Source organism: Undibacterium umbellatum (assembly GCF_014284125.1).
Taxonomy (GTDB): Bacteria; Pseudomonadota; Gammaproteobacteria; order Burkholderiales; family Burkholderiaceae_D; genus Undibacterium; species Undibacterium umbellatum.
In genome coordinates, this window is record NZ_JACOFX010000003.1 from 345562 (window position 1) to 368935 (window position 23374).

Below are 23374 nucleotides of genomic sequence, written 5' to 3' on the forward strand. Positions count from 1 at the left end.
GTATAGATCAGTTTAATACAAACAGGGGGCAAGTCCCCATAATCCAGGAGTGGAGTTTGAAAGCACGCATCAGCAGCTCAATTGCCAAATTTCTTGCCGCCAGCATGACTTGTATAGTGGCTGCCATCATGCTGTCTGCTTGCGCGGTCAGGACCAAGGCTGTGCCTGCAGAAACTGCCTATACCGCAGAGTCCACTTATCAAAAATTGAGAGCCAGCTATCCTTTCATCCGGATCGCCAGCCAGACCTTGCCAGCCAGCGTCAAGCTGCTGCCAGATTTGCCTTATGTCCGTCATGGGGATAAAGACTTGCAACTGGATTTATACCTGCCTGTACAAGCCAAGGGGGCAGGCTTCAGTGTCAACCCTGCCAACCCAGTCAGGCCAGCGATTGTACTTGTGCATGGCGGTGGCTGGCGATCAGGCTCACGTGACAACCTTGGCGCAATGGCGATACGTCTGGCAGAACGTGGTTATGTCTGTGCCGCCATCAGCTACCGCTTATCGACAGAGGCACGCTACCCGGCTGCCATACACGATGTCAAGGCGGCAGTACGCTGGATGCGCAGCCACGCCAGCTTATACCATGTCAACCCGCATCAAATTGCCGTAGCGGGTGGGTCCGCAGGCGGGCAAATTGCTGCACTGGTCGGTGTGACCAATGACATGGCAAATTTCGACATAAAGGCTGGGGGCAGTATTGCTTCCAGTGCTGTTTCCAACACCGTTTCCAGCACGGTGCAAGCCGTCATCAATATCGATGGTTTGTCAGATTTTACTTCAGAAGAAGCACGCAGATATGAAGATGACCCCAGCAAAAAAACGACAGCCGCAGGTGCCTGGCTGGGTGGTGGCTATGCAGAAAAAACAGCAGTATGGAAAGAAGCATCCCCGCTCAGCCATGTCAGCAAAGATACACCTCCCTTCTTGTTCATCAGCAGTGCACAAAAACGCTTTAGCCTGGGCCGGGAAGAAATGATGGCGAAAATGAAGGCTCTGGGCATTGCAACCAAGCACGTGCAACTGCCAGATACGCCGCATAGCTTCTGGTTATTTGATCCCTGGCTGGAGCCGACTGTCGATGCGGTCAGTGCGTTTTTGGAAGAGATTTTTGCGGTGAAACGCTGATGCAATGATGTACAGGATCAGGGCACTCGATTCGACTATGCTTTACTTCGGAACAAGATGATAATCATCACCAATACCATCAGAGGAACAGCGAGACAAAAAAAGAAAAAATTCGCATCAGAAAAATCCCAGCGTGAGGGCGAGATAAAACTGAGCATGCTTTCAAGAGCATTCGTCGTGCAAATAAAACGCAAATTCGCCCCATTGAAGCCAATAAAAATCCCCCAGGCTATAGATGCAGAATAAATCTTGCTCAAGTGTTTTCTGTATGCAAAGGCGAGTGGTATGAAGCCAGCTATCGTCATTAATATCAAGGCGGCAGGGGTTGCCGTCAGCTCACTTCCCAATTTTTGGATCGCATCCAAAAACGATAAATCCCTGGCCCCAAACTCAGGATAAAATTTTCTGAGGAAGATGGCGATGCAGATTTCTGCAACGGCATTGCCGATGGCTGCCAATGTGCAGGACAGTAGCAGGGGCTTGCAATACACAAAGGTGGTTTTCACGCGCATGCCGGCCTGCGTTTATGGCCGCAATGAATAGTGTCGCCAGCCTGCTGCGCAATGAAATCGCTGGAAGAATTCAGGTAAATTTGTAATGAATCATTTTCTCTGTGCAGGTCTACCTTTGACTCTTGATCACTGGAAATCAGCTCCAGACTTTCACCAGGCTCCAGGGTGAAATCACGCGCCCATGGCTCTACCCAGACGACGAGGTCGTCTGTGCCATTGTTTGATACAGAGAATTTGAAAGGACTCATTTACTTCTTGATTGCGATGATGGATGCCAGAAGTTTAATCTGGCTACAATGCGTATTTTACTCGTTGGGAAGTAATCAAGGGCTGCTCATTGCGGGTGCCCTGGGAAATATGCCTGGTCAACAAATGAGACTATAAGCTGCAGGGTGAGCCGTGCGCACCGCTTTTGTGTATGAAGAATAAGCAGGGCACATAAGAGCACCCTGCCAAAAAAATGCATCTAGGTAGGCACCTGCCCATCCGCCACGATACCCATCTCCTGCATATTCTGCGGTGTATAGCCCGCCTTGATCAGAGCCTGATTCAAGGCCTTGCGCAGATATTGCAGGTCAAACTCGGTACGGGCCAGGTTCAGGCCCAGTTCTACAATTTGTCCTGAACGCAGCAGCGGTTCACCAGTCGTTTTATCCCAGTGCAGCAGGTTGTGATTTTCATTTGGATCAGCATCCAGGTTATACAATTCCCATTGCGTGTTGGCAGGGTTTTGCGGTTCCCAGTAGCGCACCAGCTTCCAGGGTTTTTCAAAGTAGGATTGTATGTGGTTGGGCTGCACCACCGGGCCAGATGCGGTCAGTGGTTGTTTTTCTGTTGGCTTGCCAGTGGGGCTGGTCAGACGCTCTGTGATGTTGACATACCACTGGTATTTGTCAGGCAGGTAGTTGGTATCGAGTGGCGCGGTGATATTGTCGTCAGAGACAAACAGCACGCCCTTGCGTTCACTTGCCTGTGCATCGCCACGTATGACCGGTGCCAGGTCTTCGCCAGCAAGGGGTTTGACATCGTGGCCCTGGATGAATTTTGCCAGCGCCTGTCTGTCGTCCTTGTCATAGCCAGCCAGGCCCAGCAGGGTGGGCACCCAGTCTACGTGTGTGGTATGGCATTGCACAGTGCGCATGGTTTTGTCGCCATTCACCAGCGGTGAAGAAATGATGGCAGGGATATGGATGGCTTCCTGATAAGCGCCACACCATTTTTCTATCTGGCCGCCATGGGCACCTGCCAGCTCGCCATGGTCAGAGGTGAACACGACGATGGTGTTTTGATCGAGGCCGCTTTCATACAGGCGCTCAAGTATGGTACTGACTTCGACATTCACCAGATATTGCAGGTACAGGTAAAACGCCAGGTAGTTGCGATACCAGTCCTCGGCATTGCTCTGCATCTTGAACGGGTAGGGCGAGGGCACCACGGCATGCTGGCCGCGCAGTGTCGTCAGCGCCAGTTGGAACTTGTACGAATAATCGTACTGGCAATCCGGCTTGCTTGATAAATCGCCGCGCCAGTTGGCTGGCAGCTTGACTTCACCCAGCTTGAAACCACCGGGGTTCAGCGGCACGCGATAAGTAGCATTGAATTGATTGGGGGCCTTGCCATATACCGGCGGCTGGCTCATCGTACCTTTTACTGGTGCACCAAAGGGGGCAATGATATCGCCCAGCGTTGGCGGATTGGCTGGTGTTTCTACTGCTGGTTGCCAGGGGAAAGGGTAGGCGCCAATATCATGAGGATTGACAAACGATGCCACCGCCAGCCATGGCCGCAATTTGAAGCTGGCATTGGTTGGATTATTGCTGTTGATGATATTCGCCTGCACCCCCAGGCCCTTGCGACGCAGGAAAGTGGTGACAAGGTCAGTATAGCTTTTGTCGCGATACACACCCAGGTTAGGCGTGCCAAAACGCTGGTCAGAGGGGATGGAATATTCCCAGTCACTAAAGCCCCAGTTTTCCAGACTGCCCGTGGGGGAGTCCGACAAATCCCAGCGCCCGAAATAATGCGTTTCATAACCCGCCGCGCGAAACCAGTCACCCATGGTCGGCACGCCATCTTGCGGCAGCCACGGGAAGGCAGGATCAGTATCCACCTTGAACATGCCCTCGGTCTGCGTCACCCCGCTATGAGCGCTGTATTGCCCGGTCATGATAGTGGCACGGCCAGGCACGCAGGCAATGCTGGAGCAGGTATGATTTTGCAGCGACACACCATGCTCACGCAGTTTGACAAAGCCGGGGAATAATTCGGCATAAGGGTTATCCAGCAAGCTGCCTTCTTCAAACCGCAAGATCTGGTACAGCGGCTCCAGAGGATCATCAGGATACCTGGGCGGATAACGCATCTGGTCGACCATAATGAACAGGATATTGGGTCTGGCAGGTGCTGTGCTGGTGTCGCCTGTGGGGTTGCCAGCGTTGCTGGAGTTGGGGCTTGTTGTACTCATGATCATCCTTTGGCAGTAAGGGGTAGAGCATCGAGAGAAATCCGGCAAAGGCGTTAAGTTTTGCCTCGCATAGGGTAGCTATCTATTAATTTTAATGCAACTTATCGAAAATACAAAGACGTATATGTACAGGCCACAATTTTTTTCAATTGGAGAGAGGCAATAGAATGTGGTCGTCTTAAAAAGCTGATGCATACACATACAGCATGGCCTGCCGGCAACTGGACGTTGTGGCTATATTCCAGTAGGCTGTGCTTTTTTGTAGATGCTTGTTGATCCGGGCGATTCTGGGAATTGTTAGACAATCCGGTCTTGAGCCGCCAGGCGTCATATCACAACACCGCAATATCATAAGAAACCGCATGATAGAAAAGCTGGAAATCAATCATCTGAGAACCCTGGATGCTTTATACAAGTTTGAAAACTTGTCAGCGGCAGCGGAATATCTTGCGGTGTCACAGCAAGCCATCAGCCTGCAACTGAAAAAAATCAGGGAGATACTCAGCGACCAGTTGTTTGTCCGCACCGGGCATGGTGTCGTGGCTACCCCTTACGCAAAATTGATACAGCCGCATATCCGCCAGGTGTTAATGCACCTCAATGACATACCGCTGCCGCATACCATCACACCAGAAAATACAGCGAGAACTCTGGTCATCTCCGCCACCGACTATACGCAAAAAATCATCGTCGGCGAGTTGATGAAAGACCTGAGAATCTCTGCACCCGGGGTCAAAGTCATCGTCATCAATATCGAGAGTGCGAGCCTGATACAGAAAATGCGTCAGGGTGACATTGATCTTACCCTGACTTCCAGCGGCTATGTGCCAGAGGGCCTGGTTTCTGAAGCCCTGTTCACTGAAAAATATCTCTGCGTGACCGCCAACAAGAATATTGTTTTTGATGACCATCTGCCGCTTGAGCGCCTGGTCGAACATGATTTCGTCGTGGTCTCACCCGGCATTGCCAGCTTTAAAGGATCAGCAGACAGCTGGTTTGAGCAGCAAAACCTGCCGCGTAAAGTACGTGTGTCCGTACCTTCATTTTTCATGGCGCAAGAATATCTGAAGCAAACTGATATGGTCGGTTTTCTGCCATCGCGCCTGATGCCATGTGCAGGCCTGTTTGAAATACCGCTTAAAAAATATCCACCTGGCTATGAAGTCGTCGCCGCCTTTCACCCCAGTGCAAAAGACGATGCCTTCATGCTCTGGCTCCTCGACAGGATACGTCAAAAATTTCCTGCAATAGCGTAGTCGCGCTTGTATCCGCTACAAGCCCACCTTGATGGCCAAGCACGGCTGCGGTCACTACACTTTCTCTGTGTTCCTTATTACATAGAGAGGTTTTCATGAGCATCAACAAAATCAATCCCGCCACGCTGTATGACGGCGCACCATTCGGCATGTCGCAGGCAGCGGCAGATGCAGATAGTGGCCTGATATTTATATCCGGCCAGGTAGACTGGGACAGCAACTATCAGGTAAAAAACCAGAGCATGCCAGCACAGGCAGAGGGCGCAATAAAAAACCTGCTGACCGTACTGGAAGCAGCAAATTCTTCAGTTCAAAACCTGTTGCACCTGCGCGTCTATATCAGAGGTGAACTGGCAGAGCACATGGAAACTATCGTACCAATACTACTCAGCTACCTAGGCACATCCCGTCCGGCTCTGACCGGAATAGGCGTCGCCTCACTGGCGACACCTGATACACTGATAGAAATCGAAGCAGTCGCAAAACGACGCACGTCTTAGCGAGCAGCAACAATTCGAAGTAGAGCACTTGTCAGGTGCTTTTAGATCGGACTGCATTGCAAGTGATGGCACCATCAACACTGCACTTTGTGTCTTGCTCGATTCATAGACATCCTGTCTTTCGCTTCTACTTCGACTTTGACAGTACATTCGTCATTTGATTCAACGCATGCGTCGTCTGCAGCGATATGGGAGGCTTGTGGTCATCATCCACGTCCAAAAATGTCATTCTTCGCAGTGTTACTAATGGCGAGGATTGCAGGATCAGACAGGCGCCGTTCAGTGGTAATCACGTAAATTTGCTCGACAACTGTTGGAATGTCGCCGATGGCAACTACATGATGCTGCTGGCAGATTTCTTTTTTCATAGCGCTGGGAGCAACAAAGAAACCAGCGCCCGCACTGCCAAAAGCTTTCATCAATGCACTATCATCAAATTCCCCAACGATGCTAGGTCTTAGCTGATGCTCTTCGAACCAAAGTAGCAATCTCGCTTGTATGGCAACATCCTCACCCGGAATCAAAAAAGGTGCCTGATTCAGTAATTTTGGAAATTTTCCTTTAAACTGCTGAGCCAGTGCAGAAGTCGCAAAGACGGTCAGTCCACATTCTCCCAGCAAGTGATTGTAGGCGCGAACATTCAAGCCCGGAGACATGGGACGATCGGCAATAATCACATCGAGCTTGTGGAGGGCCAATTCGCCCAGGAGCAAGTCGAGGCGACCTTCACGACAGTTGATACGGATTGCTTCGTCGAGTGCTAATGCCGGTTGTATGAGTCGATAGGCAATCACTTTGGTAACGGCGTCGGCTACGCCTATACGCAAGATGCGTCTGCGGTTCGACATTTGCTCGCGAAGTTCATCGAGCAAGAGATCACTGGTGTTAAAGATGGTATCGGCGTAAGTCAGGATGCGACGTCCAGCGTCTGTCAGTTCAATGTTTCTGCCAGCTTTGCGAAACAGCTCAACACCCAGGGTTTCTTCGAACTCATTGATCTGACCACTGACTGCATGTGGGGTTAAATGCAATTGCTCAGCTGCCTTGGCGATACTGCCCGTCTTCGCGACCATCCAGTAATAACGCAGATGCTTGAAATTCAGTGCTGCCACTTGCTCGCCTTTCTTGCTGTTGACTACTGTTGCTTTTTATAAAACTGAAGGGGGGAACTTTTGTTCCGAGATTTTAAGTCGTTGTTGTCGCTGATGCAATCTACGTCTCATCATCAGGTATTGGTAGCTACGCCAGATCACCTGCATCGCACAGTATGACAGTGCCGCGAGAGCAGATGCCAATACCAGCATACCCAGTAGCCATGGTGTGCCTAGATCACTGACCCATACTACCCAATTTTCAATCGCCTGGGTTGGTGCTGTCCAGTCTGCTACCGGCAAGGCAGGGAGCTCGCGCCAATCTGTACTTCCTAACATGCTCTGACCTATCGCATAGGCAAGCATATAGATCGGTACTATGGTCAGGGGATTGGTCAGGAAAGTACCAATCAGCGCCATCGGCAAATTCACTCTCAGCAAAAGCGTCAAGGCGACGGCTGAAATCATTTGCAATGGTCCTGGTACCATCCCACAAAACACACCCACAGCCAGGCCCGCAGCTATTTTTTCACACTCTACTTGCCAGATGTCAGGAATATCAAGCCGACCTGCGAATCGTCGGCTGACCGAATATTTTTGGATACTATCCTGATTTGGCAAGACACGTCGCAGAAATTTCTTTGGCATAAATATCGAAACACTTTTTAGAAATGTGTTTGCAGAATCGATGGCATAGTCGACCTTACATTCGATGGCAATGTTTTGCTGTCGCGCGAGCCGTAAGAGTTATCGCCCGAATCTGGCAAATCTGACGTAAAGGAATAAACCAGGCCGCCAATTTCAGCCAGATCCAGTTCCCACACCTGCATTGCCCTCGATACCAATACCGCTTCACCTACACTTAATTGTTGATCCGCGTAGACCACTGCAAGCATGATTTTCAACAAGATCTTGCGCAGTCGCGTATCCTGGATTTCGAGCAAAATACTGTCAATGCTCGCTTCATCAAGTTCAATTTGTCCATGCGCAATCCCCGGAACGCATTGCAACATGTCCTCGCAAAGCAGGTGAACAATATCATCAAAGTCTGCCTCTGACATACCCAGACGTTCGAGTACACCAAAGCGCATCATTACATTTAATTCCGATTTATCCAGACATCCATCAACCAGCATGGAGAGTGCTAGTATTCTTGCCATGGCTTCCGGACTATTGGTTGCATACTGTCTCATAAAATGGCTCCTTCGTATTCAATGATTGCTTAAAATATTGTTCAATGTGTGCTGGTGGTTTCAGTCTCTTGCGCGTCAGCCGCAGGGAGATTTTTGAAAGTATCGTGTGGATGTTCTCGTGCACGCTCTATCTGCTTGGCTAGCACGCGTTCTGCTCGTCCAATAGCCTTGTCGATGGAGACATAAAGATCCGATTCCAGTTCATCAATCACAATGTCCGGCCTGCCAGTCAGTGGAATCTGAATCAGGCAGCGCTTGTCTTTGCCGCCACGAGGCCCATTAATGTCTGATAAGCGGACGTTAATGCGCCTAACCTCGTCGCGCGCCCAGTCAGTGGCAAAGCCCAGGCGTCGCCTGGTGTGCTCACGTAAGCTGTCGGTGAGTTCAAAACCCCGTGCCTGAATGTCGATGTGCATATCAATTCTCCCTTGTCAGTTATTGATAGACTTAGTATAGGGACGACCAATTGCTCTTTCAAATCGAATATATCAGACCAATAGATCGTAGAAGTCGATCTATTGTCTGAAGAAATTTTTCTGACGGAAAGACTTATAGCTGAGAATCTGCTTTGTATAGGATGGCGCGTAAGACATGACTACCATCACAGTCGACATTTGTGCAGATTGCAAATACCCATGAAACCCGCGTAGAATAAATTGATCGCGGGTGTAGTTTAATGGTAGAACGGCAGCTTCCCAAGCTTTAAGAAGAATCCAGAAAATTCAATGCTTTCAGCGGGATTTCGTTCCCGCAAATGAAGAAATTTTCTTAAAATTCCCCGTCTGAGAAACGTAGTAGGTTTCAGAATTGCGGGAAAAATTTCCCACCAAAAACAATATGTTTTATCGGCGTCTATAGCTCAGTTTTGAACCATAGTGATATTCATTGAAGCAGACATAAACACACCTGGCCGGTCTGGTTTTCTCGCCCTATATTCCATTAATTGATGGCGGTTCGCACCAAAATATTTAAACTTCAATCGCAGTTAAATAACCGTTTAAAGAATTTCTAATTTTTTCGTCCGACATCAAGCTGAAATCGCAATTTTCTTGCAAACCTTTTGAGATCAAAAAATCTGTTTTGTCGTCTAAAGTTACCAACAAACCACGTTCATTACGATAATTGTTATTCCGGGGCTCAGAAGTCTTGTAAATAGTTAATTGGTCTATTCTTCTACCAAGAACATTCGCACATTGATAATCACCAAAGCGTAAATCCTGACAACTAACCAAACAACCTGAATTTAATAAATGGGCAAATTTCTTTTCTAAAAGGCCAAATACCAAGGGTAAATTTTCTTGCCATACCAGTACTGAGCTATTTAAAGAAGAGGCGTAAAAGCCAACACAGACTTCAGATTCCAATACAAAAAATATTGGCCCACTCCCATGCTTAAACAATTTATTTTCAGGAATGTTATACGGGCCATATAAATAATTAGAAGGATGTTCTATGTATAATTTAAATATATCGACAATCTTTTTTGACTTTAATTTTTTTAGCAAATCCATTGAATCACAAAGCAATGGCAAATTATCCCCGAAAGGTAGTTTGTTCTCTGCGAATAACGTAAAGCCATTTTTTTCACTGATAATTCGAGGCATACCATTTCACTTTCTATATATTTGAGTCATTCAAGAAATCCCCCTACTGTCGTGCTGCGCATGTCCGGCATGCCCAATCTCGACAAACTGAACGAAATCTATATTCACGCTAAAGTGAGTAATGATGGTGGACTCAACATCCCCGACTGGTCTTACGTTCGTAACGGCATGTGCTTTGAACATGCGGATAAAACCCGGTTAAAAATGCGGCTTGTCTAAAATAAAGTACCCCATCGGAAAAGAGTAATTTAAGTAAGAATAATTTTTGATAGCGTGAAAACCATTGATACATAAGGCTTTTAAGAGAATAGCAAACTGTAAGAATTATGTAATGAAGAAGTAAGCTAATTACCTATATAAAGAGTGTTTTTTCACTTTTTAAATATCCTTTAATATCAAGCACTTAGATTTTTCTTACCTTTTGAATTACAGAATCTTACATAAAGATGTAAGTTAATATCTCTATACAAATCAAATACTTAAGCCATCTTTTTTTCTCGACTTACTTAAATTACTCTTTTCCCTAGCCCCGCTCAAAATCCCACCGACAACGCGAATTCAAAACCGCGACTTGCGATACGCGCATCTCATGAAAATTTGCGTCAAAATGCGTCATCATTTGATGCTATGCGGGTGGCCGCAAACGTAAGCTGGGCTTGACTCTAAATGGTGACGCATATTTGAGTAAAAAGAGACCCATTTAGCGGGCAGGCGTGGTGGGGGGATGTCTGCGCGCCAGGCCTTGAAATGAGGGAAAATGTAGAAGTATTCGCTTAAAAAGGAGTAAGAATAATGGTTTTGATTAACAGTGCCAAAATTGGTGGGACGTTAATAAAGGTCGCTTGTGAATCAGAACTTGATTTGCAAGCTAAGTGGTTATTGGGTGTCCTGGAACAAATGTATCAGAGGGGAGTGAAATTTGACGATGGGACACGGATACAGATAGGATGGTCTATCTTATCCCTCATCAAGCAAGACGACGGCTCTTTTATGGTCTGTGAGCCAGATTTCGATAGAAATCCTTTCGAGGATATTCGTAATTCTGTAGACGTATCACTGAATGTAATAGCCAAGCAAAACAAATTTACAAGCGGTATTGGAGCGAAGCAGGTGCCAATTGCTTTTCAGAATAAAGTCATCATGGCTAAAGGTGTGTTGGATGAGTCATCGTTCTATTTGGAAAGGATCGCACCTGATCTTGAAAAGAATGACTCTGGTTGGTATATCGGGAAAACAAACCTGAATGAAGAGAAAGATGAATTAAGTGCAATTTATGCATTTCAACTTCTTCAACTTAGACCAGAGCTAATTGATGTGCTAACGCTTCCTGAAGGTTATATGGTATTTGTAGACGGATTGACTGTGTCGTGTGTTACCAATCCAAATGATGAAGTTGTGTTTTCATAATTTGAGCGTTGCCACCTGCATATCATGAACTGCCTCCGCCACTGTTGTAAAATTGAAACTTTCAATAGGAAATGGTCAGGCGGCTGAGGCATGAGCATCTACCACCAAAATGAATGGCAGAACTTCTTGGGTAAGCCAGATCGTGAAGTATAATTTTTCATTTTTTTGGGGCTGCTGCGCCGTCCCACAATTCAGACGTTAGGCATACATATATGTGGGAAGGTCAATCAACTTCTAGGCTGTCGCAGCGATTGGCAGGTGTTGCGCTTGCGGTTGTTTCGCTCCCGTTCGCTTCGCTAGGTGCAGTGGGCGTGTGGCTCTGCATCGTAAGAGCTGAAGCTGCTTTAGCAATTATTGCTACTATGACTATCGCACTACTTGTTGGTATCTTTGGGCTAACAATCGCATATCGAATTTTTTTCGGAAGAGGAGTTCGTCAGGGCGGTGGCGTCCTATCTCCCTTCGCTTTTCGAGTCGGTGGCTTTGTGTTTTTAGCATTTGCAGCATTCTGCACTTACGACACCTTTGTCGATGGTAAGTCTATGAATGTCGTGGTTGTTTTTTCCTCACTGTTTATTGCCTTTATTTTCTTTGTTGCTGCTCGGCACCGAGGTGCAATGCGCTCTATTAAGTAAGTATCTTAACGATCTTGCAAGGTAGAAGAAAGATCACCGCTAAATAGAATTTTTCTTACTTACCAGATATCCGCAAAATCCGCTGTTCACGCTCAAAATCATCCCGGCAATCCCGATCACAGAACAGCGTATCGGGTGCCACCGGCTCATCACAAAACCGGCAAGCCCCTGTACACCGCATACGCACCCCGCCCCGCGCATGCGCAATCGCCGAAGCAATAAACGTCTCGACATTTTTATCTGACATATCCGCAACATCACTCATTTCGTATTACCTCCCTCATTACCTAATGAATAAGGCGTGAAGCGGATCACCTCCTCGCCCAGCCACTCGTTACACTCTCTAAACCGCGCCTGCAGCGGTTCCAGCTCGTTCATGGAAAACACCCTGGCCGCTGGTTCCACAGCCCCAAAACCGCCCGTATTGTTCGGCACCAGGCCTAGCAGCTGGGGCGGTACCCGGTGCGCGGCAAGCATGTCATCGCGTGTCACGTTCTTGATGCTGAAAAACTCATCCTTGGCCGCCACCTCAGACACTGGCAATATCTGGATGCCGTCCTTCTTGCCGTTCGGCGCATACATGAACACATTGCGGAAATTGCCCGGTCCCTTGCTATCGCGCAGCGCCTGGCGCATGTTGTCCACATCACTTTGATTCTGGGCAGGGTCGGTCATATACAAGATGAAACCGGCGTGTGAGCCGTTCTTGTAATACTTGCGCCTGAACAGCGTCGCCGCCTCATTCAACCAAGCAGAATGCAAAGCACTCAAATACTCAGGCAGGCCGTACACCTCCTGATTAATATCCGGCTCCATCAAATGAAAAATCGCTCCAGACTCAAATACATGATCTTCCTGCCAGCCACGCACAAAGGCGTATTGGTTCAAGTCATCACTACACCGGCGCATGTACTTGGCCAGCGCAGGTTCAAGCTGCAAAGGCTTGCCCGTGCGGCTTTTACGGTTTTCCAGATAAGCATTGCCAAACACCAAAAAATCCAGCGCAAACCGGCTAAACGCCTCGCGTGACAACAAGGCATGCGGCACAAAGGTGGCCGCCAGCAAATTGCGCTTTACATAAATTGCAGTGCTATGGTGCACACTTGCGCGGAAAGACTTAGCCAGGCCGTCCCAACTGATAGGCGGCTCGTAATACCGCCCATTCGTCCAGCACTCGATATAGTCCAGAATTTCAGACCGGTCTAATACCGGCGTCGGGTCGCCAAAGCTGAACACCTCCGCACCTGGCAAGGCTGCTACCGCTTCAGCCTGGCCTTCTGACGTCGCCTTGAATGGGCCACGTCTCTTCTTTCTCGTCATGAATACACCTCCATAAATGATTGATTGCTGCCTATGCCGCCGTCTAATGGCTCATGATCAAGCGCATGCATACACGCCCAGGCAAGGTCTGCATGGCCGGTTTCTTCGCTACGGTCTGCCACATAGGTCACATGCTGACCGCTGGCCGTCAGCGTCTTTTTAATCGTCATGAATGCCTGCGCCAGATCCGTGGCCCCGGCGTCAAATTCCAGACGGCCCTTGCTGATCACATCGCGGGCCTTGATGACCATGCGGCTCTTCACAGCCGGGTCATAGTTGATCTTGGTTACATTGGGATAAAAGTTCTTCACCAACTGGTGCACACCCTCGCCCATGCCAGTGGCATCAATGCCAATAAAGGCAACGTGATAGCGAATTGTGGATTGCCGTATCTGTTCAGCCTGGGCCGCAAAGTCCATGCCCCTGAACTGCATACGCTCCAACACCCGGAACTTGCCGCCTGGCGTGCGCGGTGGCGCGAGTATCACCAGCCCGGCACTATCGCCGGTGAATGCAGGGTCGTACCCTATCCACACCGGGTTATCACCGTATGGCCGCGTGGTGAAGGGTTTAAAGTCTGTCCAATCCACCCAGGCATCCACCATGCACTTTTGCAGCTCTTGCAATGGGAAAACTGACGCCGTATCGTCAATAAACTGACACATCAACAGGTTTTCAAACTGGTCCGGGCTGTACTCATAGGTGCGCAGCTCGTCAATATCAAACAAATCACAGCCGCCCGCCTGGGCGTCCAAGATAGTGACAATCTGTCGCCACATCTTGTCTTCGCCCGTAAAGCCAGACGCAAGCCGCTTGTGACTGACATCAATATTGACCTGGTCTTTTTTAGGCCGCCGTTTGTTAAACAGCTCCCCCGTCCAGAACGGGTATGCCTCATGCGTGATGCTCGATGGCGTAGAAAAATAAGTCTTACGCCATTGCTTATGCAGCGCCATGCCAGACGCCACCTTGTTCAATTCCTGGAATTTGTGCGTCCAGAAAAACTCATCAAAGTAGAAATTGCCGTGATAACCCTGCGCCGTCCTGGCATTGGTACCCAAAAAATAAAGATGCGCCCCATTCGGCAACACAATAGGATCACCGGCCAGCTCGATGCCCGCCGCCTCCTTGGCAAACTGGATAATGTATTGCTTGAATACATGCGCCTGCGCTTTAGACGCAGATAGAAAAATCTGATTGCGCCCGGTCTCCATGGCATCAGCCAAAGCCTCACGCGCAAAGTACCAGGTAGCGCCAATCTGGCGCGACTTCAAAATCACCCGCGTGCGCTCATGCCCATTGCGTAGCCATACCTTTTGATAATCAAACAGAGAGTCGCGGAAGGCCTCTAGCAACTGGTCGCGCTGGTCATCACTATAATCATTGCGCGTGGGTTTCTTCTTTGGCCCTGCATTGCGATTTGCCAGCTTAGGATTCAAATCCACCTCATTGCCGCCCGGTGCCTCATAGCGCCGCACCCGCGCTGTTTGCACCGCCTGGCGCATCAGCAAATCAATTTCCTTGAAGTCGCCGCCGGTCTTGACCTCCTTGGCAATCAATTGCACCAGGCGTGTTTCAAGGCTGGCTTCAATTTTTTCTATGAACGGGGTGTCGTCCCATTTTTCACGATCGCACCAGCTCTGCACAGTGGTGCGCTTGATATCCAGATGCCGGGCAATAGATGAAATGCGCCAGCCCTGCCAGTACAAGGCCTGCGCGTGTTTCTTCAGGTCGTAAGTGGGCGCGACAGTCGCGCCATCTGTGGGCGCTTCTGTGTCGTTTTCGGGGAGAGTTTCAGACGTATTTTCGTCGGCAAGATCAATCATGCCGTCAGATTACGGGCTTCGCGCCCGCGCAGGCACTCCCGGCAAGTTGATATAAATCTTATCAACTCCTTGCTGATTGAAGGGAAAACCCACAGAGCGGACTATGCCAACTGCACAGCCAGAAATCAATTCTTGAAACCGACAATCTACCCCACAAAACCATGAGCACAAAAAAATTCAAATCTAAATTTTTCCGCGTTGCAGTCGAAGGCGCAACAACTGACGGCCGCAAAATAGAACGCAGCTGGATTCAACAAATGGCTAAAAACTTCGACCCGCAAAAATACGGCGCACGCATCTGGTTAGAACATATACGCGGCACCGTGCCAGACAGCCCCTTCAAAGCCTACGGCGATGTAACAGCCGTCAAGGCCGAAGAAGTCACCATAGACGGCAGCAAAAAACTGGCCCTGTATGCCCAAATCGAACCTACCCCTGATCTGGTGGCGCTGTCCAAAGCCAAACAGAAGATTTACACCAGCGTAGAGATTAACGACAAATTCGCCGACACCGGCGAAGCCTATCTTGTCGGCCTGGGCATTACCGACAGCCCGGCCAGCCTGGGTACCGAAGTATTGAGTTTTGCGGCCAGCAACCCTAGCGCCAACCCATTTGCAGGCCGCAAGACTAACCCTGCGCATCTATTCTCTGCCGCTGTCGAAGTGAATCTTGAATTTGAAGAAGTCAACACTGAAACCACCAGCCTGGCTGCCAAAGTCAAAGACCTGCTGAAAGTATTCAACAGCAAAAAAGGCGGTGACGATGCCCGCTTTGATGATCTCGGTCAGGCAATTGAAACCGTAGTGGAACACACCGCAGACCAGGAACAGCGTTTTAGCGAATCCAACAAACGCATCACCGAGCTGGAAAAGAACCTCAAAACCGTCACAGACAATTTCAACAGCCTGAAAACCCAGCTCGACAAAGAACCCGGCAACCAGTCCACCAGGCCAACAGCTACAGGCGGCAATGGCACAGAACAAACCGACTGCTGAACCCGGCAAGCCACAGCAAACAAAACAACATCAACGCACACACACAAAACACGGAGTAAGCACGCATGAGAAACAATACCCGCCTGGCCTTCAATTCCCTGCTGGCCCGCCTGAGCGAACTCAACGGCGTCGATGACGCCACCAAGACCTTTAGCATCGCCCCGACAGTGCAACAAAAGCTGGAAACCAAGATACAAGAATCCAGTGAATTCTTAGGCAAAATCAATATCATCGGCGTGACCGAAATGGAAGGCGAAAAGCTGCACCTCGGTATCACCAGCCCGGTCGCCAGCCGTACCGATACCACGCAGACAGAAAGACAGACACGCGATTTAACCAGCCTGTCCAATGATCGCTACCGCTGTGCCAAGACCGATTTTGATACGCATATCCCGTATGCAAAGCTCGATGCCTGGGCCAAGTTTGCCGACTTCCAAACCCGTATCCGTGATGTCATCGTCAAACGCCAGGCGCTGGACCGCATGGTCATCGGCTTTAACGGCACGGCAGTGGCACCCAATACCAATATCGCTACTTACCCGCTGCTGCAAGACGTAAATAAAGGCTGGCTGCAGCAAATGCGAGAAAACGCCCCTGAGCGTGTCCTGGCATCTGGTGCCACCGCCAACAAAATCAAAATCGGAGCCGGTGGCGACTTCGCCAACCTTGACGCCGCCGTGTATGACGCCATCAATCTGCTGGACCCATGGTTCCGCGAAGATGCCGGTTTAGTCTGCATCGTCGGCCGCCAGCTCATGCATGACAAGTATTTCCCCCTGGTGAACAAAAATCAGGCAGCAACCGAAACCCTGGCATCTGACATCATCATCAGCCAAAAGCGCATCGGTGGCCTGCAGGCGGCAACAGTGCCTTACTTCCCGGCAAACAGCATCCTGATTACGCGCTATGACAATCTGTCTATCTACTTTCAAGAAGGTGCACGCCGTCGCCAGGTCATGGAAAACCCAAAGCGTGACCGCATAGAAAACTATGAATCCTCGAATGATGCCTATGTCGTCGAAGATTACGGCATTGCTGCAGCCATTGAACATATAGAGCTGGTGGCCTGATCATGTCACACACCAGCCTGGCCATGCGCCACTTTGCCCGTATCACCGCCGAGCGGGCCAATGCACAAAGTAACCAAGGCGGCGAACTCACCGGCAACGCCTACGAGCTGATGCTTGCCAAGCTCATCAACGACAAGCAAAGGCTCAAGGCCATCAAGTCTATTCAGCGAAAAATCGAACTCAAGCGCGAAATTCTGCCTGAATACGATGACTGGATAAACGGCGCACTGGAGAGCGGCAACGGTGCACAAGACCAGGTATTAACCACAGTCCTGGTCTGGCACATAGACGCTGGCACCTATGCCCGCGCCCTGGACATAGCGCAATACTGCCTGGTTCATAACCTGAGTCTGCCTGACCAGTACGCCCGTGATGTGTCCACCCTGTTGCTGGACGAAATCCCCGGCGCATATCTCGAAGGCCGATTTGAAAGCCCGGCCGCTGCCGTGGAAACGCTGCGGGCCGTGCAACTGCTGACCGTGAATGCAGACGTACCAGACCAGGCCAGCGCCAAGCTGTACAAGGCGCTGGGCTATGCCCAGATAGGCAAGATGGGTAACGGTGACATTGACTTTGACCAGTTGCCAGAAGAAGCCGCCAGCAAGGCATTGGACAACTTGCGCCGCGCCCTGGACCTGTTCCAAAACATAGGCGTTAAAAAAGACATAGAACGGCTTGAACGCCGTCTCAAGAACATCGTAGGCGATGAAGGTGGAGAGAAAGCCACCCCACCTACGTAACCAGGCACCCTCCGGCGCCGGGCGGCGTGGGCCGATCAGGGATTTCTAGCCATTTACCCTGTGACAGCCCACCCACCGCCCACTTGATTGACTCAATGTAGATCCAGACCCATGTCCTCATTTATTGCCAACGCACCAGGCGGCACGGCCAGCACTAGCCAGCCAAACAACATCATTACCAATGATGGATTTTTTCCGGATCTGGATGTCAGCGCCATGCGCGACGCCATCAGGCTGGACGGCACCGTCACTGATGCCCGCCTGATCGCGGCCACGGTGGACGCCATCATCTTTGTCAATGACCAGGTCAAAGAGCTGAAAGCCTCAGCCCTGGGCGCTGGTCATGCCAGCCTGGCTGCCATACCAGCCGCCCAGGTCAACCGGCAAAGCGTCCTGATTGCCCATTACCTGCGCGCCGTCTATTGCACCGCCAAAGCGGATCTGATCGAGCGATACAAAGACTATGACAGCACCGCCTCATCCCTGGACGATAAAAAGCTGGTCAGCTTTCTGGCAAATGGCCCCGATGACGAACGCAGGAATGCGCAGTGGGCAATCTCCAGCTTGATGGGCCGCCACCATGTCACCGTCGAATTGATATAGCCATGATAGTGCGCGCCCAACAAAACGACACGCTCGACCTGCTCATCTGGCGGCACCTGGGCAGCACTGCAGGCATCGCCCAGGTGCTGGCCTTAAATCCTGGCATCACCAGCCTGGGCGCATTCCTGCCTATGGGCAAGGCAATCACATTGCCAGACCGCGCACCGGCAGCACCTGTGCTGCAAATGATTAACTTGTGGGACTAACCATGAACGACAACCACATGGAACCAGTGAAATCTATGCCACCTATCGCCATCAGTGCAATCACCTTGCTGGGCATCCCCCTCAATGAATGGGTATTCATCCTGACGATTATTTATACCGTGCTGCAAATCACTTTTTTTGTACGCGACAGGATGTTAAAGCCCTGGCTGCACCGGCGCGCCAATGCGCAGAAAGGCAAAAGCCAATCATGAGTACGGATATCAAACAAAAACTAATAGCTGCTGGCATTGCTGCAGCCTTGCCCTTGATTGTCTTGTTTGAAGGCACACGGCAAACCGCTTACCTTGATCCTGTCAGCATCCCCACCATTTGCCGGGGCCACACTGGTGGCGTCAAGCTGGGCCAGACTGCCACCATAGAGCAATGCGATGATATGACAGTACAAGACTTGCTCAAAGCCAAGGCATCAATGGAAAGCTGTCTGAAAGTGCCACTCAACGACAACCAGCGCGCCGCCTTCACAAGCTTTGTCTTCAATGTTGGGCCAGGCCGCAAAGGCGTCAAAGACGGCTTCTGCGTGCTGGAAAGTGGCAAGCCGTCAACCATGATTACTTTGCTCAACAAAGGCGACTACACCGGCGCATGCAATCAGATGCAGTATTGGAACAAAGCCGGTGGCGTGGTGTATTCAGGCCTGACCAAGCGCCGCGCCGCAGAGCGTGAACTCTGCCTCAAACCCGTATAGGTGAACGAATGCTCAACATCATCAAAGCACTGGACCCACGACCATGGATAGCCCTGGCCGTGGCCGCCGCCGTCCTGTTCTGTGTCGTCAAATACAAAGACGCCATACACCAGGTAGATAAACTCACTGCCCAGATAGCAAAGGACAAAGCAGAAGCCAGCGCAACCGCACGCGAAAATGAAAAGCTCATGTCCCGCAGCCTGGCCGCCATCGCCACCACTCACCAAAAGGAAATGCAAGATGAAAAAGACAGACGCGACAAGTTTATTAGTGATGTCCGCACTGGTGCTGTGCGCCTGTCAATCCCCGTCAAAGCTTGCACCGCCCGTACCGGCACAAATACCGCCGCTGGATTCGGCAATAGCGACCAAGCGCGAGCCGAACTTACGCCAGAGGCTGGAGCAGCTCTTGCAGCCATCACCGCAGACGGTGACGACGCCATCAGGCAACTAAACGCCTGCATAGACAGCTACCAGGCCATCAGGGCCATTACCAATCATGTACAAACCAAATAGCCTGCGCGCCCACCTGACAGCCGCTTTGCCGGATCTGCAGCGCAACCCAGACAAGCTGCTTGTCTTCGCTGACAAAGGCAGCTTGCGCACCACGCGCACGGCCTCACGGTCTTTTGAATATGCCTATGTCTTGAATGTCATTGTGACCGATTACGGCGGCGAAGAAGACACGCTCATGGTGCCACTGCTGGACTGGGTGACAGTGCACCAGGGCGACTTACTGGGCAACGAAGACAAAAGCAATAAGGGCATACGCTTTATTGTTGACTTCAATAATCACGATAGCGTCGATATCAGTCTGGAGCTGGACATTACCGAGCGCGTCATTATCAAGCAAACAGGCACAAAGCTTGATATCACCCACGCGGGCGAGATAGCTACCACGCCAGACTATGCAGCACCATTCTGGCAGCTCTACAACGGCGACAACCTGCTTGCAGAATGGCAGATACTTAATCCAGCGCAAGACAATGGCTGACGATCTCAAAGCCCTAGAACAATGGGCAAGCGTCCTGCTTGCCCAGCTCGATCCGGCCAACCGGCGCAAAGTAAGTTTGAAAGTGGCGCAGGATTTGCGACGGTCCCAGCAGCAGCGCATCAAAGCGCAAATGACGCCTGAAGGAATTCAGTACACGCCCAGGAAGCCGCGCAAAGATTTGCGCAATAAGAAGGATAGAATCAAAAAGCAGAAGGCCGCCATGTTCACCAAGCTGCGCAACAATGCCAATCTGAAAGTAAAAGCAGATGGAAATCAAATTGCTGTGGGCTTTTTTGGGCGGGTTGCTCGCATTGCGCGAGTGCATCAGTTTGGTTTGAATGATCGCGTTGCCAAAGATGGGCCAGAGATCAGATATGCAGAACGAAGCTTGTTGGGATTTAGTATTGCAGACTTGGAATTAATTCGTGGGTCAATTTTAAATCACTTAAAAATCACTTAAAACTATAGGTGAATTTAAAAATACCTATCCAGACTACAAGGATTTACTGGGAAGTATATTAACGATCCAAGACTGGTAGTAGGTATGCCATTTATTGGGAAGTGCGCAAACAATAAATATGCAGCTTGGTTAACAGATATAGAAATGACGCTAGGACTTTGGGGAGGGGATGATAAGATTGCTGAACTATTATAGCTGTTTTTAAAATTGGTTTAGCGAGTTGAAAATGACTAAAATTACGATTAAAAAAGCTTTAGGTGAATACTTTAAATGGTTCGATGAAATGGAGGATGAGGATCTTCCCCAGATTGGCGTTCCGCTTGGTGCAAGTGACGGAATTTTTGTTGGAAAGGAAAATAATGGACTTGTGCGCTGGCGTCCAAGAGTTAAGGATGAGTATTTTGATTTGATTCAATTGGAGATAAATTCTGGCATAACAGTACATCAATCAGTTAAAGACCTATTAAATTCTTGGTGGTTTGGATTCCTACGTATTCAAATAGAGGACTTGTATTTTGAATTAGATCCTATAATTCCCGGAAATTATAAATCAAGCTTCCTTTTGAGGTTGCTTGGGTATCGGGATGCTCATGAGGGTAAATTGGATTACATACCGATAGGAATGTCTATGGAAACTGGAATCTTGTTGGTTATAAATAACGAATCAGGTGAAGTATGTACTGAAGACTATGAGCTACATACGTATAGTGTCATCGCTAATTCATTAGAGGAATTTCTGATTGCAGGAACTTGAATTTTGATGTTTCCGCACAAAACCGGGGGCGCCCTTACAATCTCCTCCAAAAAAATATATCAACCCGCGTAGGTACGAGTAGCCCGCGTATTCGTACGCAGGATCTAGCAATGTTTATTGATATTTTTAGTTTCGACATGCGTGCGATTACGTTTCACTAGTCGCGCCTACACAGGCTATTTGGTGAAGCCAGATTAAATATGACATACGAATCTATTCTTAAAAAATTAGGGTGCCACAGAATTGTCGCCTTCCAACAAGAAGGCCTCGACTATTCATCAATTCTTGGTTTGAATATTCCCTTTTGGGATGGGATGGGCTTCCCGCCAGCTTTGGTGCCAATTGCAAATGGGCACAGCTCTCGTTCATATACGGGTTTGTACCTTCAAAACGTTTTCCAAAAGGAATTTTGCTTTTTAGACTTCGACATTGAAGCGAGTGAAATATATGAAATAGGATTGACAGAAAATCAGTTTGGTTACTATCTGGTAAGGCGATCAGCCACAGACTATGTAGAACCTGACGATGAAGAAATAGTGGAAGACTTCAAACGACTTTGCAAAGTCTGGAATTTTGAGGCCACCTCTTCTTTCGAACAGGAGTCCCTTCTTGAATTGCGGAAACTTGATATTTTCGGACCTGGCATCCCCAAATATTTGGCGGATAATCGTCCAGGTACAACACATGGGAACTCTGGATTTGAACGTCGATCCAGAGAACAGGAAATCTCAATCGACTTGGTCAGTGATTTTCATTTGGCTTTAGAAAAAGAGAATCATCAATCAGCATGGGAAATTCTAAACTCGCCAGGTTGGAGTTATTCTCTTGCAATAGATGCTCTACTTGAACTAAAAAATGCAACGAGGCACTTAGGCCGCGTAGGTACGAATAGCCCCGCGTATTCGTACGCATGATTTAGTGGTGGTTATTGATATTTTCAGTCTCGACATGCGTGCTGCTCGCACCTACGCGGGCAAGAGAAACTTACTTGAATTCTGAGAGGTGAATCTCCAGCTTTCCAGAGAGTGCAATTCAATATAAACAATTAATAATTTAGGGGGAATTTTGAGCTCAATATTGGAAAGGCAAGCGCAGCTAGATTTTGATATAGCTAACGCCTTAATTATGGCAACACCTGAATCTTGGACTTCTGCAGAAATGGAAGTTGAAAGAGATGAGAGTAGTGGTATTGAAAAAATTTCAGTACTTATTTTTAACAACGAAGGCAGTAAGGAAATTGTTCAAGGTACAGATGATATTTACGATGGCCTTTATAAATTATCAGGGCTATTGAGAGATAACGGTGCGAATATTTGGGTGCGAGCTCTTTATTCGGTTGCTATGGATGACAATAAAAATTGGAAATATAAAGCTAAATTTGAATATTAGGTAATCGCTGCTGCGGTTGCCCTGATCAACACGCGCAGGTGCGAATAGCCCCGCGTATTCGTACGCATGATTTAGTGGTGTTTATTAGCCCGCGTAGGTACGAATAGCCCCGCGTATTCGTACGAATGTTACCGCAAAATATCTCACACCCCTCGCGCACGCGTAAACGCTCGTAAGTTGCTAAGCCCCTTAGCAACCCCTCCCCGCGTGACTGGCTAGCCCGATCACGTCACCATAGACGGCATGGAATTCACCCTTGCCGACCTCTCCCGCCGCTTAGAAAACTTAGTCCGCTTTGGCACTATTGCTGAAGTGAAGCACGGCCGCGTACCGCAAGTGCGCCTGCAAATTGGCGACATCAAAACCGGTTTCTTGCCCATGGCAACGGCACGCGCTGGCAAAACAAAGACATGGAACCCGCCCACAGTTGGCGAGCAATGCGTTTTGCTTTCACCCTCTGGTGAATTCGCGGGCGGCGTGGTCTTGCCAGGCATTGCCAGCAACCACAACCCCGCACCAGACA

General features: G+C 49.3%; 31 protein-coding genes. 20 read left to right on the forward strand and 11 right to left on the reverse strand.

Annotated elements, in window-relative coordinates:
* The first annotated feature begins 56 nt into the window (after positions 1-56).
* Positions 57-1127 carry an alpha/beta hydrolase gene (locus tag H8L47_RS09845; protein WP_230413669.1) on the forward strand — a complete coding sequence of 357 codons (1071 nt, stop codon included), beginning with the start codon at positions 57-59 and terminating at the stop codon, positions 1125-1127.
* A gap of 35 nt (positions 1128-1162) precedes the next feature.
* Here H8L47_RS09845 and H8L47_RS09850 read toward each other — a convergent pair whose 3' ends face one another.
* The 3 genes from H8L47_RS09850 to H8L47_RS09860 all read right to left on the reverse strand — a co-directional run bounded on the left by H8L47_RS09850 (position 1163) and on the right by H8L47_RS09860 (position 4103).
* A complete protein-coding gene (locus H8L47_RS09850; protein WP_222616474.1) occupies positions 1163-1585 on the reverse strand; it encodes a hypothetical protein in 423 nt (140 codons plus the stop codon).
* Positions 1586-1629: 44 nt separating this feature from the next.
* Positions 1630-1887, reverse strand: coding sequence for a hypothetical protein (locus tag H8L47_RS09855; protein ID WP_186953407.1), 258 nt, complete (start codon positions 1885-1887; stop codon positions 1630-1632).
* Positions 1888-2105: 218 nt separating this feature from the next.
* The gene (locus H8L47_RS09860) at positions 2106-4103 is read right to left on the reverse strand and encodes a sulfatase-like hydrolase/transferase (RefSeq protein ID WP_186953408.1); all 1998 of its coding nucleotides are present in this window, start codon (positions 4101-4103) and stop codon (positions 2106-2108) included.
* Positions 4104-4465: 362 nt separating this feature from the next.
* Between H8L47_RS09860 and H8L47_RS09865 the strand changes: the two genes are divergently transcribed.
* Together H8L47_RS09865 and H8L47_RS09870 are read left to right on the forward strand one after the other, a co-directional pair.
* Complete coding sequence (locus H8L47_RS09865; protein WP_186953409.1) at positions 4466-5359, forward strand: LysR family transcriptional regulator; 894 nt, start codon at positions 4466-4468, stop codon at positions 5357-5359.
* 95 nt (positions 5360-5454) lie between these two features.
* Positions 5455-5859 carry a RidA family protein gene (locus H8L47_RS09870; protein WP_186953410.1) on the forward strand — a complete coding sequence of 135 codons (405 nt, stop codon included), beginning with the start codon at positions 5455-5457 and terminating at the stop codon, positions 5857-5859.
* A gap of 206 nt (positions 5860-6065) precedes the next feature.
* Here the strand turns inward: H8L47_RS09870 and nhaR are convergent, their stop codons facing one another.
* From nhaR to H8L47_RS09895, 5 genes are all read right to left on the reverse strand, one after another.
* Positions 6066-6971 (reverse strand): transcriptional activator NhaR, encoded by a 906-nt coding sequence (nhaR, locus tag H8L47_RS09875; RefSeq protein ID WP_186953411.1) that lies wholly within the window; start codon positions 6969-6971, stop codon positions 6066-6068.
* 36 nt (positions 6972-7007) lie between these two features.
* The gene (locus H8L47_RS09880) at positions 7008-7598 is read right to left on the reverse strand and encodes a DUF2062 domain-containing protein (RefSeq protein ID WP_186953412.1); all 591 of its coding nucleotides are present in this window, start codon (positions 7596-7598) and stop codon (positions 7008-7010) included.
* Between the two features lie 17 nt (positions 7599-7615).
* Entirely contained in the window at positions 7616-8143 is a 528-nt protein-coding gene (locus tag H8L47_RS09885) for a tellurite resistance TerB family protein (protein ID WP_186953413.1), read from the reverse strand.
* A 41-nt stretch (positions 8144-8184) separates the two neighbouring features.
* Positions 8185-8559, reverse strand: coding sequence for an HPF/RaiA family ribosome-associated protein (locus H8L47_RS09890; RefSeq protein WP_186953414.1), 375 nt, complete (start codon positions 8557-8559; stop codon positions 8185-8187).
* Between the two features lie 552 nt (positions 8560-9111).
* The gene (locus H8L47_RS09895; RefSeq protein ID WP_186953415.1) at positions 9112-9747 is read right to left on the reverse strand and encodes a hypothetical protein; all 636 of its coding nucleotides are present in this window, start codon (positions 9745-9747) and stop codon (positions 9112-9114) included.
* Positions 9748-9768: 21 nt separating this feature from the next.
* Here H8L47_RS09895 and H8L47_RS09900 point away from each other — a divergent pair, with 21 nt between their 5' ends.
* The 3 genes from H8L47_RS09900 (at position 9769) to H8L47_RS09910 (ending at position 11789) form a co-directional block, all read left to right on the forward strand.
* A complete protein-coding gene (locus H8L47_RS09900) occupies positions 9769-9966 on the forward strand; it encodes a hypothetical protein (protein ID WP_186953416.1) in 198 nt (65 codons plus the stop codon).
* A gap of 573 nt (positions 9967-10539) precedes the next feature.
* Positions 10540-11154, forward strand: coding sequence for an immunity protein Imm33 domain-containing protein (locus H8L47_RS09905; protein ID WP_186953417.1), 615 nt, complete (start codon positions 10540-10542; stop codon positions 11152-11154).
* Between the two features lie 212 nt (positions 11155-11366).
* Positions 11367-11789 carry a hypothetical protein gene (locus H8L47_RS09910; protein ID WP_186953418.1) on the forward strand — a complete coding sequence of 141 codons (423 nt, stop codon included), beginning with the start codon at positions 11367-11369 and terminating at the stop codon, positions 11787-11789.
* 55 nt (positions 11790-11844) lie between these two features.
* On the opposite strand, the gene H8L47_RS09915 is transcribed toward H8L47_RS09910, so the two are convergent.
* Genes H8L47_RS09915 through H8L47_RS09925 form a run of 3 tightly spaced genes read right to left on the reverse strand, consistent with a single transcriptional unit; the run spans position 11845 to position 14935 of the window.
* Positions 11845-12054, reverse strand: coding sequence for a DUF2116 family Zn-ribbon domain-containing protein (locus H8L47_RS09915; RefSeq protein WP_186953419.1), 210 nt, complete (start codon positions 12052-12054; stop codon positions 11845-11847).
* Positions 12051-13109 (reverse strand): phage portal protein, encoded by a 1059-nt coding sequence (locus H8L47_RS09920; protein WP_186953420.1) that lies wholly within the window; start codon positions 13107-13109, stop codon positions 12051-12053. The genes H8L47_RS09915 and H8L47_RS09920 overlap by 4 nt, the downstream gene beginning before the upstream one ends.
* Complete coding sequence (locus H8L47_RS09925; RefSeq protein ID WP_186953421.1) at positions 13106-14935, reverse strand: terminase ATPase subunit family protein; 1830 nt, start codon at positions 14933-14935, stop codon at positions 13106-13108. The genes H8L47_RS09920 and H8L47_RS09925 overlap by 4 nt, the downstream gene beginning before the upstream one ends.
* A 161-nt stretch (positions 14936-15096) precedes the next feature.
* Here H8L47_RS09925 and H8L47_RS09930 point away from each other — a divergent pair, with 161 nt between their 5' ends.
* The 14 genes from H8L47_RS09930 to H8L47_RS09995 all read left to right on the forward strand — a co-directional run.
* Complete coding sequence (locus H8L47_RS09930) at positions 15097-15930, forward strand: GPO family capsid scaffolding protein (RefSeq protein WP_186953422.1); 834 nt, start codon at positions 15097-15099, stop codon at positions 15928-15930.
* Positions 15931-15995: 65 nt separating this feature from the next.
* Positions 15996-17000: a phage major capsid protein, P2 family gene (locus H8L47_RS09935; protein WP_186953423.1), complete on the forward strand. Its 1005-nt coding sequence runs from the start codon at positions 15996-15998 to the stop codon at positions 16998-17000.
* Between the two features lie 2 nt (positions 17001-17002).
* The gene (gene gpM / locus H8L47_RS09940) at positions 17003-17740 is read left to right on the forward strand and encodes a phage terminase small subunit (RefSeq protein ID WP_186953424.1); all 738 of its coding nucleotides are present in this window, start codon (positions 17003-17005) and stop codon (positions 17738-17740) included.
* Between the two features lie 111 nt (positions 17741-17851).
* A complete protein-coding gene (locus tag H8L47_RS09945; RefSeq protein WP_186953425.1) occupies positions 17852-18343 on the forward strand; it encodes a head completion/stabilization protein in 492 nt (163 codons plus the stop codon).
* Positions 18344-18345: 2 nt separating this feature from the next.
* Positions 18346-18549 (forward strand): tail protein X, encoded by a 204-nt coding sequence (locus H8L47_RS09950; RefSeq protein ID WP_186953426.1) that lies wholly within the window; start codon positions 18346-18348, stop codon positions 18547-18549.
* Positions 18550-18551: 2 nt separating this feature from the next.
* On the forward strand, positions 18552-18761 hold the full coding sequence (locus H8L47_RS09955; protein WP_186953427.1) for a phage holin family protein: 210 nt from the start codon (positions 18552-18554) through the stop codon (positions 18759-18761).
* Entirely contained in the window at positions 18758-19255 is a 498-nt protein-coding gene (locus tag H8L47_RS09960) for a lysozyme (RefSeq protein ID WP_186953428.1), read from the forward strand. Before H8L47_RS09955 ends, H8L47_RS09960 begins: the two co-directional genes overlap by 4 nt.
* Positions 19256-19263: 8 nt before the next feature.
* On the forward strand, positions 19264-19770 hold the full coding sequence (locus H8L47_RS09965) for a lysis system i-spanin subunit Rz (protein WP_186953429.1): 507 nt from the start codon (positions 19264-19266) through the stop codon (positions 19768-19770).
* Positions 19754-20248 (forward strand): phage tail protein, encoded by a 495-nt coding sequence (locus tag H8L47_RS09970; protein ID WP_186953430.1) that lies wholly within the window; start codon positions 19754-19756, stop codon positions 20246-20248. The genes H8L47_RS09965 and H8L47_RS09970 overlap by 17 nt, the downstream gene beginning before the upstream one ends.
* Entirely contained in the window at positions 20241-20708 is a 468-nt protein-coding gene (locus H8L47_RS09975; protein ID WP_186953431.1) for a phage virion morphogenesis protein, read from the forward strand. The genes H8L47_RS09970 and H8L47_RS09975 overlap by 8 nt, the downstream gene beginning before the upstream one ends.
* Positions 20709-20934: 226 nt before the next feature.
* Positions 20935-21462, forward strand: coding sequence for a SecY-interacting protein Syd (locus H8L47_RS09980; RefSeq protein ID WP_186953432.1), 528 nt, complete (start codon positions 20935-20937; stop codon positions 21460-21462).
* A gap of 200 nt (positions 21463-21662) precedes the next feature.
* Positions 21663-22376, forward strand: a complete 714-nt coding sequence (locus H8L47_RS09985; RefSeq protein WP_186953433.1) for a hypothetical protein — start codon at positions 21663-21665, stop codon at positions 22374-22376.
* Between the two features lie 151 nt (positions 22377-22527).
* Complete coding sequence (locus H8L47_RS09990) at positions 22528-22851, forward strand: hypothetical protein (protein ID WP_186953434.1); 324 nt, start codon at positions 22528-22530, stop codon at positions 22849-22851.
* A 243-nt stretch (positions 22852-23094) separates the two neighbouring features.
* Positions 23095-23374 (forward strand): phage baseplate assembly protein V (locus H8L47_RS09995; protein ID WP_186953435.1); only part of this gene is annotated, 280 nt, incomplete at its 3' end.